At 60.6% G+C, this 16,316-nt stretch carries 12 protein-coding genes; 10 read left to right on the plus strand and 2 right to left on the minus strand.

The window, feature by feature from the left end:
- Positions 1-55 precede the first annotated feature (55 nt).
- The 7 genes from PYR65_RS10145 (at position 56) to recN (ending at position 9,152) form a co-directional block, all read left to right on the plus strand.
- Entirely contained in the window at positions 56-982 is a 927-nt protein-coding gene (locus PYR65_RS10145; RefSeq protein WP_156383194.1) for a D-alanine--D-alanine ligase, read from the plus strand.
- Positions 970-1,902, plus strand: coding sequence for a cell division protein FtsQ/DivIB (locus PYR65_RS10150; protein WP_060638818.1), 933 nt, complete (start codon positions 970-972; stop codon positions 1,900-1,902). Before PYR65_RS10145 ends, PYR65_RS10150 begins: the two co-directional genes overlap by 13 nt.
- Complete coding sequence (ftsA, locus tag PYR65_RS10155; RefSeq protein ID WP_060638819.1) at positions 1,899-3,230, plus strand: cell division protein FtsA; 1,332 nt, start codon at positions 1,899-1,901, stop codon at positions 3,228-3,230. Before PYR65_RS10150 ends, ftsA begins: the two co-directional genes overlap by 4 nt.
- 93 nt (positions 3,231-3,323) lie before the next feature.
- Positions 3,324-5,099 carry a cell division protein FtsZ gene (ftsZ, locus tag PYR65_RS10160; RefSeq protein ID WP_060638820.1) on the plus strand — a complete coding sequence of 592 codons (1,776 nt, stop codon included), beginning with the start codon at positions 3,324-3,326 and terminating at the stop codon, positions 5,097-5,099.
- A 345-nt stretch (positions 5,100-5,444) separates the two neighbouring features.
- Positions 5,445-6,377, plus strand: coding sequence for a UDP-3-O-acyl-N-acetylglucosamine deacetylase (gene lpxC, locus PYR65_RS10165; protein WP_060638900.1), 933 nt, complete (start codon positions 5,445-5,447; stop codon positions 6,375-6,377).
- 234 nt (positions 6,378-6,611) lie between these two features.
- A complete protein-coding gene (locus PYR65_RS10170) occupies positions 6,612-7,445 on the plus strand; it encodes an outer membrane protein assembly factor BamD (RefSeq protein ID WP_407951322.1) in 834 nt (277 codons plus the stop codon).
- A gap of 33 nt (positions 7,446-7,478) precedes the next feature.
- Positions 7,479-9,152 carry a DNA repair protein RecN gene (gene recN, locus PYR65_RS10175; protein WP_276120883.1) on the plus strand — a complete coding sequence of 558 codons (1,674 nt, stop codon included), beginning with the start codon at positions 7,479-7,481 and terminating at the stop codon, positions 9,150-9,152.
- Between the two features lie 32 nt (positions 9,153-9,184).
- On the opposite strand, the gene PYR65_RS10180 is transcribed toward recN, so the two are convergent.
- Positions 9,185-9,685, minus strand: coding sequence for a hypothetical protein (locus PYR65_RS10180; protein ID WP_276120884.1), 501 nt, complete (start codon positions 9,683-9,685; stop codon positions 9,185-9,187).
- A 183-nt stretch (positions 9,686-9,868) separates the two neighbouring features.
- On the opposite strand from PYR65_RS10180, the gene ligA reads away from it, so the two are divergent.
- The 3 genes from ligA (at position 9,869) to PYR65_RS10195 (ending at position 13,780) form a co-directional block, all read left to right on the plus strand.
- Positions 9,869-12,028 (plus strand): NAD-dependent DNA ligase LigA, encoded by a 2,160-nt coding sequence (ligA, locus tag PYR65_RS10185; RefSeq protein ID WP_276120885.1) that lies wholly within the window; start codon positions 9,869-9,871, stop codon positions 12,026-12,028.
- 106 nt (positions 12,029-12,134) lie between these two features.
- Positions 12,135-12,779 carry a DUF47 family protein gene (locus PYR65_RS10190; RefSeq protein WP_276120886.1) on the plus strand — a complete coding sequence of 215 codons (645 nt, stop codon included), beginning with the start codon at positions 12,135-12,137 and terminating at the stop codon, positions 12,777-12,779.
- The gene (locus PYR65_RS10195; RefSeq protein ID WP_276120887.1) at positions 12,779-13,780 is read left to right on the plus strand and encodes an inorganic phosphate transporter; all 1,002 of its coding nucleotides are present in this window, start codon (positions 12,779-12,781) and stop codon (positions 13,778-13,780) included. The genes PYR65_RS10190 and PYR65_RS10195 overlap by 1 nt, the downstream gene beginning before the upstream one ends.
- A gap of 44 nt (positions 13,781-13,824) precedes the next feature.
- Here PYR65_RS10195 and PYR65_RS10200 read toward each other — a convergent pair whose 3' ends face one another.
- Positions 13,825-16,023, minus strand: coding sequence for a putative bifunctional diguanylate cyclase/phosphodiesterase (locus PYR65_RS10200; RefSeq protein WP_276120888.1), 2,199 nt, complete (start codon positions 16,021-16,023; stop codon positions 13,825-13,827).
- Positions 16,024-16,316: the final 293 nt, after the last annotated feature.

Below are 16,316 nucleotides of genomic sequence, written 5' to 3' on the forward strand. Positions count from 1 at the left end.
GGAAACAAGCTAGGCGCAAGCGGCGATTTGTAAGGCTGGCGTAATGTCGGGGGTTTTGATGAGCAAGCATGTGGCTGTCCTTATGGGCGGATTTTCTTCGGAGCGGCCGGTCAGCCTGTCTTCGGGGACTGCGTGCGCCGATGCGCTGGAGGCCGAAGGCTACCGCGTCACCCGAATCGATGTTGATCGTGATGTTGCATCCGTTCTTTCGGCCCTGCGCCCGGATGTCGCCTTCAATGCCCTGCATGGCCCTTTCGGCGAGGATGGCACGATCCAGGGCATCCTCGAGTATCTGCAAATTCCCTATACCCATTCCGGCGTGCTTGCCTCGGCGCTCGCCATGGACAAGGCGCAGGCCAAGCTTGTCGCCAGTGCCGCCGGCATTCCGGTGGCCGAGGCGCGCGTCATGGACCGCCATGATTTCGGCTCCGATCATCCGATGAAGCCGCCATATGTGGTCAAGCCGGTTCGTGAGGGCTCCAGCTTCGGCGTCGTGATGGTCAAGGAAGACCAGTCGCATCCGCCGCAGATCGTAACCTCCAGCGAGTGGCGCTATGGCGACAGGGTGATGGTGGAACGCTACGTCTATGGCCGCGAGTTCACCTGCGGCGTGATGGGCGACACGGCGCTGGGCGTCACGGAAGTGATACCCCAGGGACACGCCTTTTACGATTACGATTCAAAGTATGTGAAAGGCGGTTCAAAACACGTCATCCCGGCGGATATTTTACCGAATATTTACCAAAAAATACAAACACTCTCAGTCATGGCGCATCAGGCGATTGGATGCCGCGGCGTAAGCCGCTCCGACTTCCGCTTCGACGACCGTTTCTCTGCAGAAGGAGAGCTCATCTGGCTGGAGGTCAATACTCAGCCAGGCATGACTCCTACCTCTCTGGTTCCTGAAATGGCTGTTCATGCTGGCCATACGTTTGGTGAATTCCTCAAGTGGATCGTGGAGGACGCGTCGTGTTTGCGTTGAAGGGCAGGAAAGCAGGTCGAGGACGGGCTCCGCTGGAAGCGGCTGATCTTGATGGTCAGCGCGTTTTGCCGCGGCCGCTGCGCCGCGTCGTGCGTTTCCTCGTCAGCCTCGGAACGGGCCGCATTCACTTCGTGCCCCATACCGGCACGGCGTCCGCGCTGGCATTTTTTGCAGCGACCGGTTTCTATGGCATGTCGCTCGGCGGCCATAGCCAGGATTTTGCCCAGACCACCACGTCGGCCGTCGGATTTGCGATCGAGGACGTCAAGGTGTCCGGCAATGACCAGACCTCGGAAATCGACATCCTGCAGCAGCTGGGCCTTGACGGCGCGACCTCGCTGGTTGCGCTTGATATCGGCATGGCGCGCAAGCTGATCAGCGAAATGCCCTGGGTCGAGGACGTTGCCGTGCGCAAGGTCTATCCGGGCACGATCGAGGTCAATCTCAAGGAGCGCAAGGCATTCGGCATCTGGCAGCACGGTTCCGACCTGTCGCTGATCGAAGCCAGCGGCAGCGTGATTGCGCCGCTGCGCGACAATAAATTCTCCGAGCTGCCGCTGTTTGTCGGCCGCGATGCCGAGACTACGGCTGCCGGTTTCTATGCCCGCTTCGAGCAGTGGCCGGAAATCAGCAAGCGGGTCAAAGCCTATGTCCGCGTTGCCGGCCGCCGCTGGGACCTGATCCTCGACAACGGCATCAACATCAAGCTGCCCGAGCACGATCTCGACCGTGCCATGCAGGTGCTGTCGACGATGGAAGAGGGCCAGCAATTGCTCGAGCGCGATATTGCCGCGGTCGATCTGAGGCTGGAGGACCGCACCACGATCCAGTTGACCCCCGAAGCCGCGGCCCGCCGCCAGACCGTTCTGGAAGCCCGCACGAAGATGTTGAAGAAGCAGGAAAAGGAAGGCCGTACATGAGCATCTTCGGCTCCTCTAATTTTGGGCTGCCGCGTCTGAAGCCGCTTTCTTCGAAGCGGTCGCATGTCGTTTCCGTGCTCGATATCGGTTCTACCAAGGTTGTCTGCATGATCGGCCGGCTGACGCCGAAAGCCGAAAGCGCCATCCTGCCGGGCCGTACCCATTCGATCGAGATCATCGGCATCGGCCATCACAAGTCGCGCGGCATGAAGAACGGCGTGATCGCCGATCTCGATGCGGCCGAAAGTGTCGTCCGTCTCGCCGTCGATGCCGCCGAGCGTATGGCTGGGCTTACCATCGACAGCCTGATCGTCAATATTTCCGCCGGCCGTCTGCAGAGCGATATCTATACGGCCTCGATCGATCTGGGTGGCCAGGAAGTCGATGCCGCCGATCTGAAGAAGGTTCTGGCGGCTGCCGGTCAGCAGTCGCTGCGCCAGGACCGTGTCATCCTGCATTCGCTGCCAACGGGGTTTTCGCTCGACGGCGAGCGCGGCATCCGCGATCCGCTGGCGATGTTCGGCGATGCGCTTGGCGTTGATATGCATGTGCTGACGGCGGAACGCGCTGCCCTGAAGAACCTCGAACTGTGCATCAACCGCGCTCATCTGTCGGTCGAAGGCATCGTGGCGACACCGTATGCAAGCGGTCTTGCAGCGCTGGTCGATGACGAAGTCGAACTCGGTTGCGCCGCCATCGACATGGGCGGTGGCACCACGACGATCTCGGTCTTTGCCGAGGGCAAGCTGGTTCATGCCGACGCGATCAGCCTCGGCGGCCATCATGTCACCACGGATCTGGCGCGTGGTCTTTCGACCCGCATCGAGGATGCGGAGCGCCTGAAGGTCGTTCACGGCTCGGCACTGCCCAACAGCGCCGACGAGCGCGATATTGTGTCCGTTCCGCCGATCGGCGAGGACGACCGCGATCAGCCGACGCATGTGCCGCGCGCGCTTGTTTCGCGCATCGTGCGGGCCCGCATCGAGGAAACACTGGAATTGATCCGCGACCGCATCCAGCGGTCCGGCTTCTCGCCGATCGTCGGCAAGCGCGTCGTTCTGACGGGTGGGGCGGCCCAGCTGACCGGCCTGCCGGAATCGGCACGCCGGATTCTGGCCCGCAACGTGCGCATCGGCCGTCCGCTCGGCGTCTCCGGACTGCCGGCGGCAGCGAAGGGCCCGGCCTTTTCGACGGCTGTCGGCCTGATGATCTATCCGCAGGTCGCGGACATGGAAACACATGCGGCGCAGGGCGGTCTGCTCTCGTCGCTTGCAGGAAACAACAGCCGTATCGCCCGCATGGGTCAATGGCTGAAGGAAAGCTTTTGAGCCATTCGGCATCGTGCTGAACGGGTGCAATACGGGATTTAGTGATTTGGCCGGCTCGGCAAGGCGGCCAGAAACCAGGAAGGAACGGGTACAATGACGATCAACTTGCAAAAGCCGGATATCACCGAGCTGAAGCCCCGCATCACCGTCTTCGGTGTCGGCGGCGGCGGCGGCAATGCTGTCAACAACATGATCACCGCAGGCCTCGAAGGCGTCGATTTCGTCGTCGCCAATACCGATGCCCAGGCGCTGACCATGACCAAGGCGTCGCGCATCATTCAGATGGGTGTTGCCGTGACCGAAGGCCTGGGCGCCGGTTCGCAGCCGGAAGTCGGGCGTGCGGCCGCCGAAGAGTGCATCGATGAAATCATCGATCACCTCAACGGCACGCATATGTGCTTCGTCACCGCCGGCATGGGCGGCGGTACCGGTACCGGTGCTGCTCCCGTCGTTGCCCAGGCTGCCCGCAACAAGGGCATCCTGACGGTCGGCGTCGTCACCAAGCCGTTCCATTTTGAAGGCCAGCGCCGCATGCGCCTCGCTGACATGGGCATCCAGGAACTGCAGAAGTCCGTCGATACCCTGATCGTCATTCCGAACCAGAACCTGTTCCGGATCGCCAATGACCGCACCACGTTCGCCGATGCGTTCGCGATGGCCGACCAGGTTCTCTACTCCGGCGTTGCCTGCATCACCGACCTGATGGTCAAGGAAGGCCTGATCAATCTCGACTTCGCGGACGTTCGCTCCGTGATGCGCGAAATGGGCCGCGCCATGATGGGCACCGGCGAAGCATCCGGCGAAGGCCGCGCAATGGCTGCAGCCGAAGCCGCGATCGCCAACCCGCTGCTCGACGAGACCTCGATGAAGGGCGCGCAGGGCCTGTTGATCTCGATCACCGGTGGCCGTGACCTGACGCTGTTCGAAGTTGACGAAGCTGCCACCCGTATCCGCGAGGAAGTGGATCCGGACGCCAACATCATCCTCGGCGCAACGTTCGACGAAGAACTCGAAGGCCTCATCCGCGTTTCGGTCGTGGCAACGGGTATCGATCGCACAGCTGCGGAGGTGGCCGGCCGCAATGCTGACTTTCGTCCGGTAGCTGCCAAGCCGATCGTTCGTCCGTCCATCGCCATCCCGGCAGCGCCGGTACAGCAGACGGTTGCCGTTCAGCAGCCGGCTCCGGTTGCCCAGCAGCCGGTAGTCCAGCCGCAGGCCGCCCAGCCGGTCCAGCAGACCAGCGATTCGATCGCCGAAGCCATCCGCGCCGCCGAACTGGAACGCGAACTGTTCCTGTCGATGCCGCGCGGTGGTGCACCGGCACCGGTTCAGCAGGCTCAGGACGATTTCCGTCCGCAGAGCAAGCTGTTTGCAGGTGCAGCACCGGCCGAACAGCAGCCGATCGTTCAGGCGGCTCCGGTTCAGCGCGCTGTCGAGGCGCCGGTCTACCAGCAGCCGGTCGCCCAGGCACCGGTTCGCCAGGAACCCGTCGCTCCGGTGATCCGTCAGCAGGCCGAACAGGTCCGCATGCCACGCGTCGAAGACTTCCCGCCGATGGTCAAGGCCGAAGCTGAGCACCGTGCACAGCCGGTCCAGCACGAAGAGCGCGGCCCGATGGGCCTGCTCAAGCGAATCACCAATTCGCTCGGCCGCCGCGAAGAAGAAAGCCACGATGTCGCTGCCGACATGACCGCCGGTGCGCCGGCTGCATCCTCGCAGCAGCGCCGTCCGTTGTCGCCCGAAGCGAGCGTTTACGCGCCGCGCCGGGCAGCTCCCCTCGATGACCGTGCCCGCGCTGCTTCGCAGCCGCGTGCCCATGAAGACGATCAGCTCGAAATCCCGGCGTTCCTGCGCCGTCAGTCGAACTGATTTTTTTGCCCACCTTCCTCCTTGCCGAAATGCCCGGGTTTGCGCCCGGGCATTTTTTATGAATTTCTGAATTCTTTCAAGGGCTAAGCACCCTGTGTGCGGTGCGTAACAAAGCGAAAGAAACAGTGATTTGGAATGACGGCCCACTGCAATTATCTTCACCATCAACACTGATGGGTCAGCATTGCGATTCTAACCGCGAAAGCCTTGCAGATTGGACCGGATGGCGACGGCAAGCGTTGCTCTCCGACTGTGCGGCCTGCGGCTTTTGAGAGGCGCGAGGCTTCGGCCCTAACGACATTCGGCGGAAACGCCACGTAGCATTTGAAGGCGATAAGCATGGGACTGGGAATTGGACTGCTGGGGTTTCAGACAACGATTGCACATTCTGTAACTCTGAGCGGCACGGGCGTACATTCTGGCGCCGAAGTAGCGATCACCTTTCATCCGGCGGAAGCAGACAGCGGCATCGTTTTTCAGCGTGTCGTCGGCGAGCAGACGATTAGCGAATTCAAGGCTGTTTCCTCGCAGGTCGGCAATACCGATCTCTGCACCATCCTCGGTTTTTCGCCAGCCACCTCGATCGCCACGATCGAGCATGTGATGGCAGCGATCTATGCGCTTGGCCTCGACAACCTCCTGATCGAAGTGCACGGCGCCGAAATGCCGATCATGGACGGCAGCTCCGCACCGTTCATCGAGGCGATCGAGCAGACCGGCATCAAGGCGCTGTCCGTCAAGCGCCGCTCTATCCGTATCTTGAAGCCGGTCCGGATCGAATCGGGCGCCTCCTGGTCGGAATTTACGCCTTACGACGGCATGCGTTTCGAGGTGGAGATTGATTTCGATAGCCCGCTGATCGGCCGTCAGTCCTGGAAGGGCGATATCACGCCTTCGGTTTTCAAGACGGAATTGTCGCGTGCCCGGACGTTCGGCTTCATGCGCGATGTCGAGCGCATGTGGGCGGCTGGCCGTGGTCTCGGGTCGTCCCTGGAAAATTCGGTCGTCATTGCCGATGACAATACCGTCATCAACATGGAAGGCCTGCGTTACAAGGACGAGTTCGTTCGCCACAAGACGCTGGACGCCGTGGGTGACCTGGCGCTGGCCGGTGCGCCATTCATTGGCTGCTACCGTTCCTACCGGGGCGGACACAAGATGAACGCCAATGCGCTGAAGGCGCTGATGAGCGATCCGACGGCCTATGAAATCGTCGAAAGTGCACCGCAGCGCCAGCGCTCTGCACCCCGCGAAATGATTGCCGTCAACGCGCCGTGATCTGCAGCCTTTTGTTCCTGAAAGGGAAAATCTGGTCTGATGTTTGATGAGAGCCGGTCTTTTGACCGGCTTTTTCATGATAAGACTGCCACAAAATTGCGTTAATCAATCATCATGACATTGCGGTCTTGTTGCATCTTGATCTAAAACGCGGTTCATAGGCGGCGGTATTCTTACCGGCGCGGGAGTTGGGATTTACGAATGGTAATTGCAGGCCAGTTTGAATTGAAGAAGATGGCACGTGTTGTTGCCATTACGCTTGTGGCTACCGCGACCAGTGTTCTGGTAACCGCCTGCCAGAACGATCCCGACATCGATATCACCAAGCTGAGCGCTGAGACCGATCCACCGGAAGTGCTCTACAATCAGGGTCTCGCCAATCTGAACGCCGGCAAGACCACGGAAGCGGCGCGCAAGTTCGACGCGATCGACCAGCAGCATCCGTTCTCCGAATATGCCCGCAAGGCGCTGGTGATGCGCTCCTTCGTCAATTACCGCAACGGCCAGTATCAGGAAGCCATCAACGGCGCGACCCGGTACCTCAACCTCTATCCCGAATCCGAAGACGCAGCCTATGCGCAATACATTGTCGGTCTTGCCTATTCCAAGCAGATCCCGGCGGTGACGCAGGACCAGAAGCCGGCCTTCAAGACCATCGAGGCAATGCAGGCGGTCATTTCCAAATACCCCGATTCCGAATATGTCGAGGATGCGCAGGCCAAGATGCGGTTTGCCAAGGACCAGCTCGCCGGCAAGGAGATGCAGGTCGGCCGCTACTATCTGGAGCGCAAGGAATATCTGGCCGCGATCACACGCTTCCGCTCTGTGGTCGAAACCTATCCGAACACCAACCAGGTCGAAGAAGCGCTCGCACGTCTGGTCGAGACCTATTTCGCGATGGGCATCACCTCGGAAGCGCAGACGGCCGCCGCCGTTCTCGGGCATAACTATCCTGACAGCCAGTGGTATGCCGACAGCTACAAGCTCCTGCAGACCGGTGGTCTTGAGCCGCGTGAGAACGGTGGCTCATGGATCTCGCGCGCCGGCAAGAAGCTTTTGGGCGCCTAGAATCAGGACCAAGACGAAGAGATTTGAACCGGGATGCTTTCACAGATTTCGATCCGCGATATCGTCCTGATCGAACGGCTTGATCTGTCCTTTGATGCCGGCCTGTCTGTGCTCACGGGGGAAACGGGTGCTGGAAAATCCATCCTGCTCGACAGTCTGTCGCTGGCGCTGGGTGGCCGGGGCGACGGTTCGCTGGTGCGCCACGGTGGCGACAAGGGGCAGGTGACGGCGGTTTTCGATGTCGGCATGGCCCATCCGGCGCGGCTTCTCGTGCGCGAAAACGGCATCGACGACGATGGCGATCTGATTTTCCGCCGGGTTCAATCCGCCGATGGCCGCACCAAGGCCTATGTCAACGACCAGCCGGTTTCCGTTCAGCTGATGCGCCAGGCAGGCCAGCTCCTGGTCGAGATCCATGGCCAGCACGATGACCGCGCGCTGGTCGATACCCATGCGCACCGCACCCTTCTTGATGCCTTCGGTGGTCTGGCCGACGAGGCGCAGTCTGTCTCCGGCCTTTACCGGATCTGGAAGGATGCCGAGCGGACGCTGAAAAAGCACCGCGACAAGGTCGAGGCCGCCGCCCGCGAGGCCGATTATCTGCGCGCCTCGGTCGAGGAGCTGGAGGCTCTATCGCCGCAGGACGGCGAGGAAGACGATCTGGCCGAGCGCCGTTCGCGGATGATGAAGGCGGAGCGCATCGCCGTCGATATCAACGAGGCAAGCGAGTTCCTCAACGGCAATGGTTCGCCGGTGCCCCTGATAGCCTCGATGGTCCGGCGCCTGGAGCGCAAGAGCCATGAGGCGCCCGGTCTTCTCGAAGAGACCGTGGAACTGCTGGACGCCGCGCTCAACCAGCTGTCCGACGCACAGATGGCGGTTGAAGCGGCCTTGCGGAAAACCGAATATGATCCGAAGGAGCTGGAACGGACGGAGGAGCGGCTGTTTGCGCTGCGTGCCGCCGCCCGCAAATATTCCGTCCCGGTGACGACGCTGCCGGCGCTGGCGGTCCGGATGATCTCCGATCTTGCCGATCTGGATGCGGGCGAAGAAAAGCTGAAACAGCTGGAAGCGCAGCTTGGCCTGACCAAGGGCGCCTTCGATGCGGCGGCGGTGGCGCTTTCGGCCAAGCGCCACAATACCGCAACAGCACTCTCGCAAGCGGTCATGGCCGAACTCCCGGCGTTGAAGCTGGAACGTGCCCGGTTCATGGTCGAAGTGACCTCCGATGCGCAGGCCGCTGCTGCCGAAGGTATCGACATCGTCGAATTCCATGTCCAGACCAATCCCGGCACACGGCCGGGCCCGATCATGAAGGTGGCGTCGGGGGGCGAGCTGTCGCGCTTCCTTCTGGCGCTGAAGGTGGCGCTTGCCGATCGCGGCTCGGCGCCGACGCTGGTTTTTGACGAAATCGACACCGGGGTCGGCGGCGCCGTTGCCGATGCCATCGGCCAGCGTCTCAAGCGGTTGTCAAAGACTGTCCAGGTTCTGTCCGTCACCCACGCGCCGCAGGTGGCAGCGCGCGCTGCAACGCATCTGTTGATTTCCAAGGGGCCTTCTGCGGAAAAATCCGAAACGATCGCCACCCGCGTCGCCCGCATGGACGACAAGGCCCGCACCGAAGAGATCGCCCGCATGCTCGCCGGTGCCTCGGTGACCGACGAGGCGAGGGCGGCTGCAGCGCGTCTGCTGGCGGGAAACGTATGAGCGATCAATTTCTCCACTGAGTAGATGATGGATCAGTAGGTAAAAATCCAATAATCGTGCGCAGCTGCAGCTGTTCTTAAGTTCTGCTTGGCTTCTCGTACGGCGCGAACGATGTGCCTTACGAGCAAAATGCGCAAGGCCCCGTGAAAGAATGCGATATCGTCATCATATTCGTTTTTAAGTTCTATATCGTCAAATTTCGCTAAATTAGCTCTACCTACGCAAACTCCGAAGCTCAAACCGTTCTGACGTATTGGATCTACTAATCTTAGCACAGAGCCATTGTGAGCAGCGGCGTTTCGCATCTCTCTAACTAAGTCGGTTACGTCGCCTTTGCTATTTATGTCGTCTGTAAAAATTATTCGTAATTTCATTTTATCCAGTGCAGACAGTGCATCTTTGAGATTTACGATCAATAATGTAAATGCGGCTTCGGAAATCCAATATGGCTCCGCATTCCAAAATTCAGTTCTGAGAACATCATCGCATTTTTTAAGTGTAGTTTCGGTAAGGCGGCAAAGTTCGTAGGACACTATGTTATTCCTATTCCGAAGATGGGTGTTGAACTAGGGTAATGAAATTACATTCAGGATGGCAATCGGTGTTTTGTTTCGGCAGTAATCACTATCTAATGGAACTGTCTCCGGTGGTTTTATAGCCCCTTCCCATAAAGCTATTTTGCTCTAAAACGACTCCGCAATCGAGGAGTCTCCATCATGTCGATTATGACTACCGTTGTTGAAAGTCTCACACTGGATGAGGCTGCATTAGAGCTGGAACGGCTGGCTGGCGAACTGGCGCATCATGATGCGCTTTATCACGGCAAGGATCAGCCGGAGATTTCGGATGCCGACTATGATGCGCTGAAGCGGCGCAACGAGGAGATCGAGGCCCGGTTTCCGGAACTCGTGCGGTCCGACAGTCCCTCGCGCAAGGTCGGTGCGGCACCCTCCGGCATCTTCCAGCAGATCACCCATGCCCGGCCGATGCTGTCGCTCGACAACGTATTTTCCGACGCGGACGTGCAGGACTTCATCGGCAGCGTCTATCGCTTCCTCGGCCTGTTGCCGGACAATTCGATCGCCTTTACGGCCGAGCCGAAGATCGACGGTCTGTCGATGTCGCTGCGCTATGAAAACGGCAAGCTTGTCAGCGCTGCGACCCGCGGGGACGGCACGACCGGCGAAAACGTCACGGCCAATATCCGCACGATCCAGGAAATCCCGCAGACCTTGCCGTCCGATGCCCCGGATGTCGTCGAGGTGCGTGGCGAGGTCTATATGGCCAAGAGCGACTTTTTGGCGCTGAACGCGCAGATGCTCGCTGAGGGCAGGCAGACCTATGTCAATCCGCGCAACACGGCGGCCGGGTCGCTGCGCCAGCTCGATGCGGCGATCACGGCCAGCCGCAAGCTGAAATTCTTCGCCTATGCCTGGGGCGAGATTTCGCAAATGCCTGCCGATACCCAGTTCGGCATGGTCGAGGTCTTCAAGCGCTGGGGGTTCCCGGTCAATCCGCTGATGCAGCGGCTGTCGTCGATCGATGCGATCCTCGAGCACTACAACAAAATCGGCCTCAAGCGTCCCGATCTTGATTACGATATTGACGGCGTGGTCTACAAGGTGGACCGGCTGGATCTGCAGCAGCGCCTGGGCTTTCGCTCGCGTTCGCCGCGCTGGGCAACCGCGCACAAGTTTCCAGCCGAGCAGGCATTCACGACAGTCGAGAATATCGACATCCAGGTTGGCCGCACTGGCGCGCTGACGCCGGTGGCGCGGCTGACGCCGGTCACGGTCGGAGGTGTCGTGGTGACCAATGCGACGCTGCACAATGCCGATTATATCGAAGGCATCGGCAATGGCGGCGAGCGCATCCGCGAGGAAGAACACGATATCCGCATCGGCGATACCGTCATCGTCCAGCGGGCAGGGGATGTGATCCCGCAGGTGCTGGACGTGGTGATGGAGAAGCGTTCGGCAACGGCTGAGCGCTATCCGTTCCCCAAAATATGCCCGGTCTGCGGCAGCCACGCGGTGCGCGAAAGAAACGAAAAGACGGGCAAGCTCGATTCCGTCACCCGCTGCACCGGTGGCTTCGTCTGCCGGGCGCAGGCGGTCGAGCATCTCAAGCACTTCGTCTCGCGCAATGCCTTTGACATCGAGGGGCTGGGGTCCAAGCAGATCGACTTCTTCTTCGAGGCCGAAGACCCGTCGCTGTCGATCAAGACGGCGCCCGATATTTTCACGCTGGAAAAGCGGCAGAATGCCTCTACGCTCACCAAGCTCGAAAATATCGACGGTTTTGGCAAGGTCAGCGTCCGCAAGCTCTACGATGCGATCAACGACCGGCGCCAAGTCGCGCTGCACCGGCTGATCTACGCGCTCGGCATCCGCCATGTCGGCGAAACCACGGCCAAGCTTCTGGCGCGCTCCTACGGAAGTTATAGCGCCTTTGCGGAAGCCATGAAGGCCGCCAGCGATATCACCTCGGAAGCCTGGAGCGACCTCAACACGATCGACGGCATCGGCGATGTGGTGGCCCGCGCGATCGTCGAGTTCTTCAAGGAACCGCGCAACATGGACGTGGTCTCGCGCCTCCTGGACGAGGTCACGCCGCAGGATGCGCAAGCGCCTGTCGCCAGCTCGAGCCCCGTCGCCGGCAAGACCGTCGTCTTCACCGGTTCGCTGGAAAGAATGACGCGCGACGAAGCCAAGGCCATGGCCGAGCGGCTGGGCGCGAAGGTTGCGGGCTCGGTGTCGAAGAAGACCGATCTTCTGGTCGCGGGCCCCGGTGCCGGCTCCAAACTGGAAAAAGCCCGCGAACTCGGCGTCGAAACCACCGATGAGGACGGCTGGTTTGTCCTAATCGGTGGGTAAGAGCTATTCCTTCGCCTTAAAAGCTTTCCCCGTTCCCCTGTCTTCTCTATGACGGCTGCCAGATTTGTGACAGTTTCGTGACAACGCGAAGATAGGTGGATGAACAATGCTGGGTTGGTTTCGCAAGCTTTTGCCGCGCGAAGACAAGTTCTTTGAGCTTTTCGAGGCGCATTCGCGCACGGTCGTCGGTGCGGCCGATGAATTGAAGGCGCTGCTTGCCGCAGAGGGCGATCTCGACGCACATTGCGACCGCATCGTCGCACTCGAATACCAGGCCGACGCGATTACCCGCGATGTGCTGCAGGCGGTGCGCCTCAGCTTCATCACGCCGTTCGATCGCGGCGATATCAAGGACCTGATCCAGTCGATGGATGATGCCATCGACATGATGCACAAGACGGTCAAGACGATCCGTCTGTTCGAGCAGAAGAGTTTCGATCCCGGCATGCGCGAGATGGGCGTTCTTATCGCCGATTCCGCCAAGCTGGTGGCAGAAGCGATCCCGTTGCTCGACCGGATCGGCGCCAATGTGCCGCGCCTGACCGCGATTGCCGAAGCGGTCAACCGGCTGGAGGAGCGCTCCGACCAGTTGCACGATGAGGGCCTCAAGGATCTGTTCCTGCGCCACGGCAACTCGAACCCGATGGCCTATATCATCGGCAGCGAGATCTATGGCGAACTCGAAAAGGTGGTCGACCGTTTCGAGGACGTCGTCAATGAAATCAGCGGCATCCTGATCGAGAACGTCTGATGGACGCGACACTCGCTTTGCCGCTGCTTATCGCCCTTATCGGCGTCGCGCTGTTCTTCGACTTTCTCAACGGCCTGCACGATGCCGCCAATTCGATCGCCACGATCGTCTCGACGCGGGTCCTGCGGCCGCAATATGCCGTCATGTGGGCGGCGTTTTTCAATTTCATCGCCTTCCTGTTCTTCGGCCTGCATGTGGCCGAGACGCTTGGGACCGGCATTATCGATCCCTCCATCGTCACGCCACAGGTGATCTTCGCCGCCCTGATGGGAGCGATCATCTGGAACATCGTCACCTGGATTTTCGGCATCCCGTCAAGTTCGTCGCATGCGCTGGTGGGCGGACTGGTCGGGGCAGGGCTTGCCAAGACCGGCGGCGACGCCATCGTGCTGAGCGGCCTTTTGAGAACCGTGGCCGCGATCTTCATGTCGCCGATGATCGGTTTCATGCTGGCGCTGCTGCTCGTGCTGATCGTCTCCTGGGTTTGCCTGCGCCAGACGCCGTTTGCCGTCGATCGCAGTTTTCGCGGCCTGCAGTTCATCTCGGCCTCGCTCTATTCGCTCGGTCATGGCGGCAATGACGCGCAAAAGACCATGGGCATCATCGCCGTGCTCCTGTTCAGCCAGGGCTATCTGGGGGAGACGTTCTATGTGCCGTTCTGGGTGGTCATCACCTGCCAGTCGGCCATGGCGCTCGGCACCCTGTTCGGCGGCTGGCGCATCGTGCACACGATGGGCTCGAAGATCACCAAGCTCAATCCGATGCAGGGTTTCTGTGCCGAAACCGGCGGAGCGATCACGCTGTTTGCGGCGACGTGGCTCGGCATTCCTGTCTCGACCACGCACACCATTACCGGCGCGATTATCGGCGTTGGCGCGGCACGGCGGGTCTCGGCCGTGCGCTGGGGGCTGGCGGGCAATATCCTGATCGCCTGGGTGGTGACGCTCCCGGCGGCAGCGCTGATCTCCGCTCTGTTTTATTTCGCGGCGGGACTGCTCTGAAAACGTGAAGCGCGGCGAACTGCTCGAAACGGTTTTGCCGCGCCTCAATGCATCCGGATGGGGATCTGCCCGGCGAAGCCTCTCGCCAGGAGCACGGCGGTCTGCTCCGGCGGCAGCGCCTTGCCGTAGCGATAACCTTGGCCCGCCTGGCATCCCAGCCGCCGCAAGCTGATTTCCTGCTCCTCGGTCTCGATGCCTTCGGCGATGGTCTCCAGACCGAGTTCGTTGCTCATCATCAACATCGCCCTGGTGATGGCCGCATCATGGGGGTTTTCGGTCATCTCGGAGATGAATGCCCGGTCGATCTTCAGTGTCGTCAGCGGAAATCGTTGCAGCGAGCTCAAGGAGGCAAAGCCGGTTCCGAAATCGTCGAAAGCAATGCCGACGCCGAGATCGCGCAGGTGGTGCACGGCTTCGAAGGCGTTGTCGTCGTTGAGAAGCGCGATCGTTTCCGTCACCTCAAGGCCAAGTGCTGACGGGGGCAGGTTATGGTCTGAAAGCGCGCTGGTGACATGCTGGACGAGCGTGGAGGCGCGATACTGGGCGGCGAAGAGATTGACGCTGACCTTGATCGGCGGCAGGCCGCTTGCCCGCCATTGCGCCGCCTGCCGGCAGGCCTCGCGCAGCACCCACCAGCCGACCGGCAGGGCGAGGGCACTTGATTCCAGCGCCGGCAGGAAATCGCCGGGATAGAGCAGGCCGTGCTGCGGATGCTGCCAGCGGATGAGCGCTTCCACGCCCAGAATATGCCCGTCGTCGAGCGAGACCTGCGGCTGATAGTAGAGCACCAGTTCGCTATTCTTCAGAGCGCGCAGAAGCTCATCCTGGGTGGCGCGCCTTGCCAGCGAATCGTTGCGCATGTCAGGCTCGAACATCAGCATTTTACTGCCGCCGGCCTTTTTGGCGCGGTAGAGCGCAAAGTCTGCGCTGGCGAGCAGTTCCTCGGCATCGGTGCCATGCAGTGGCGCCAGCGCGACACCGATGGTTGCCGCCAGCTGGAAAACATGGCCGCCGACATCGAATGGCGCCTCGAAGCCGGACAGAACCGCGCCTATGGCGGTCATCGCTTCGTCAGGCTGCAGGTTACCGGGCAACAGGATGGCAAATTCATCGCCGCCGAACCGGGCCACCGTGACATCGGCCGACAGCACGGAGGGCAGCCGGACGGCGACGGCCTGCAGTAGGGCATCCCCGACGGCGTGTCCGAGACTGTCATTGACATCCTTGAAACCGTCGAGGTCGATGAGGGCGACGGTTGCTGTCTTGTTCTCCGACAGTTCCTCCTGCAGCAGGTTTTCAAAGCGGTGACGGTTGCTCAATCCCGTCAGGGTGTCCTGGTTTGCCATCCGCAGCAGCCGGGCATCGCGCTCGCGCCGTTCGGTAATGTCGCGGATGACCGCTCCCATGCCGACCCCGCGCTCGTCGTTCCAGATGGACAGCGAAATTTCGATCGGTACCTCGGTCTGGTCGCGTTTGCGGGCGACCACTTCGACGGTCTTGCCGATCAGCCTCGTCGTGCCTCCTGCCAGAACCCGCGCAAGGCCCGCATGATGGGCGCCGCGAAACCGGTCGGGAATGATGATGTCGATCAGCTGGCCTATCATCTCGTCCTGTTGATAGCCGAACAGGGTCAATGCGGCGCGATTGACGAATTCGATCCGCCCATTGGCAGCGATCGCGAAGAAAGCCAGCTCCGTCGCGTCGGAAAAGTTCATCACCGTCGAGCGGATGATTTCCGTCCGGCGCAAGCGCATCTGTTCCATCACCAGAGCGCCGAGGCGTTCGAGCGTCTTGCGTTGCTCGTCGCCAAAATCGTGGCGCGGCACGGTGTCCAGAATGCACAGCGCTCCGATGCGGAACCCCTCGTCGGTCGTCAGGGGCGTGCCGGCATAGAAGCGAAGGAAAGGTGCTCCGGTCACCAGCGGATTGCCGGCAAAGCGCGGGTCTCCCAGCATATCATCGATGACCAGAACATCGCCGCTTTCGATCGTATGGGTACAGACCGACATGCAGCGGGGGATATCCGGGAAATCGGCACCATGCATCGCCTTGAAGCCCTGCATGTCCTTTTCAACCAGCGTGACGAAGGCCATCGGGGTGTGAAAAAGCTCTGCGGCAAGCTGCACGATCGTGTCGAACCGAGGCTCCGGCGGTGTGCCGGAGATCCATAAGTTCGCCAATGCCTGCAAACGGTTGCCTTCGGTATCGCCGTCCGTATCCGCTTCAGCCGTATGCGTGTTCATTCGAAATCCCGATCTGGCCTTAAGGGTAGCCGCAGTATCTTTGCAGACAATGTCATGTTGCCACCCAGGATTTCCTCAAAATATTTGCAACCCGTTATCAAGCGCTGAAGAAAAGCTGTGAAATCTATTAGATATTACTATTACGTGTGCACGTCTACGGTGCCAGCTGGCGGCTTTCAACCTTCATCGGCTGCGGGGCGTCCGGCAATTGCACACGAAGCGAGTATTGGCCACGCTTGCAGCGTGCAGAACGGGATATGGCCGATTTTGATGCAGCCGGCGCTTCACGGCCG

The organism is Pararhizobium qamdonense (assembly GCF_029277445.1).
Classification (GTDB): Bacteria; Pseudomonadota; Alphaproteobacteria; order Rhizobiales; family Rhizobiaceae; genus Pararhizobium; species Pararhizobium qamdonense.

Excerpts from the sequence above, each read along its gene's own strand:
- ftsA (WP_060638819.1), top strand. The coding sequence starts at position 1,899 with ATGAGCATCTTCGGCTCCTCTAATTTTGGGCTGCCGCGTCTGAAGCCG.
- ftsZ (WP_060638820.1), top strand. The coding sequence starts at position 3,324 with ATGACGATCAACTTGCAAAAGCCGGATATCACCGAGCTGAAGCCCCGC.
- PYR65_RS10170 (WP_407951322.1), top strand. The coding sequence starts at position 6,612 with ATGGCACGTGTTGTTGCCATTACGCTTGTGGCTACCGCGACCAGTGTT.
- recN (WP_276120883.1), top strand. The coding sequence starts at position 7,479 with ATGCTTTCACAGATTTCGATCCGCGATATCGTCCTGATCGAACGGCTT.
- ligA (WP_276120885.1), top strand. The coding sequence starts at position 9,869 with ATGTCGATTATGACTACCGTTGTTGAAAGTCTCACACTGGATGAGGCT.
- PYR65_RS10190 (WP_276120886.1), top strand. The coding sequence starts at position 12,135 with ATGCTGGGTTGGTTTCGCAAGCTTTTGCCGCGCGAAGACAAGTTCTTT.
- PYR65_RS10195 (WP_276120887.1), top strand. The coding sequence starts at position 12,779 with ATGGACGCGACACTCGCTTTGCCGCTGCTTATCGCCCTTATCGGCGTC.
- PYR65_RS10200 (WP_276120888.1), bottom strand. The coding sequence starts at position 16,023 with ATGAACACGCATACGGCTGAAGCGGATACGGACGGCGATACCGAAGGC.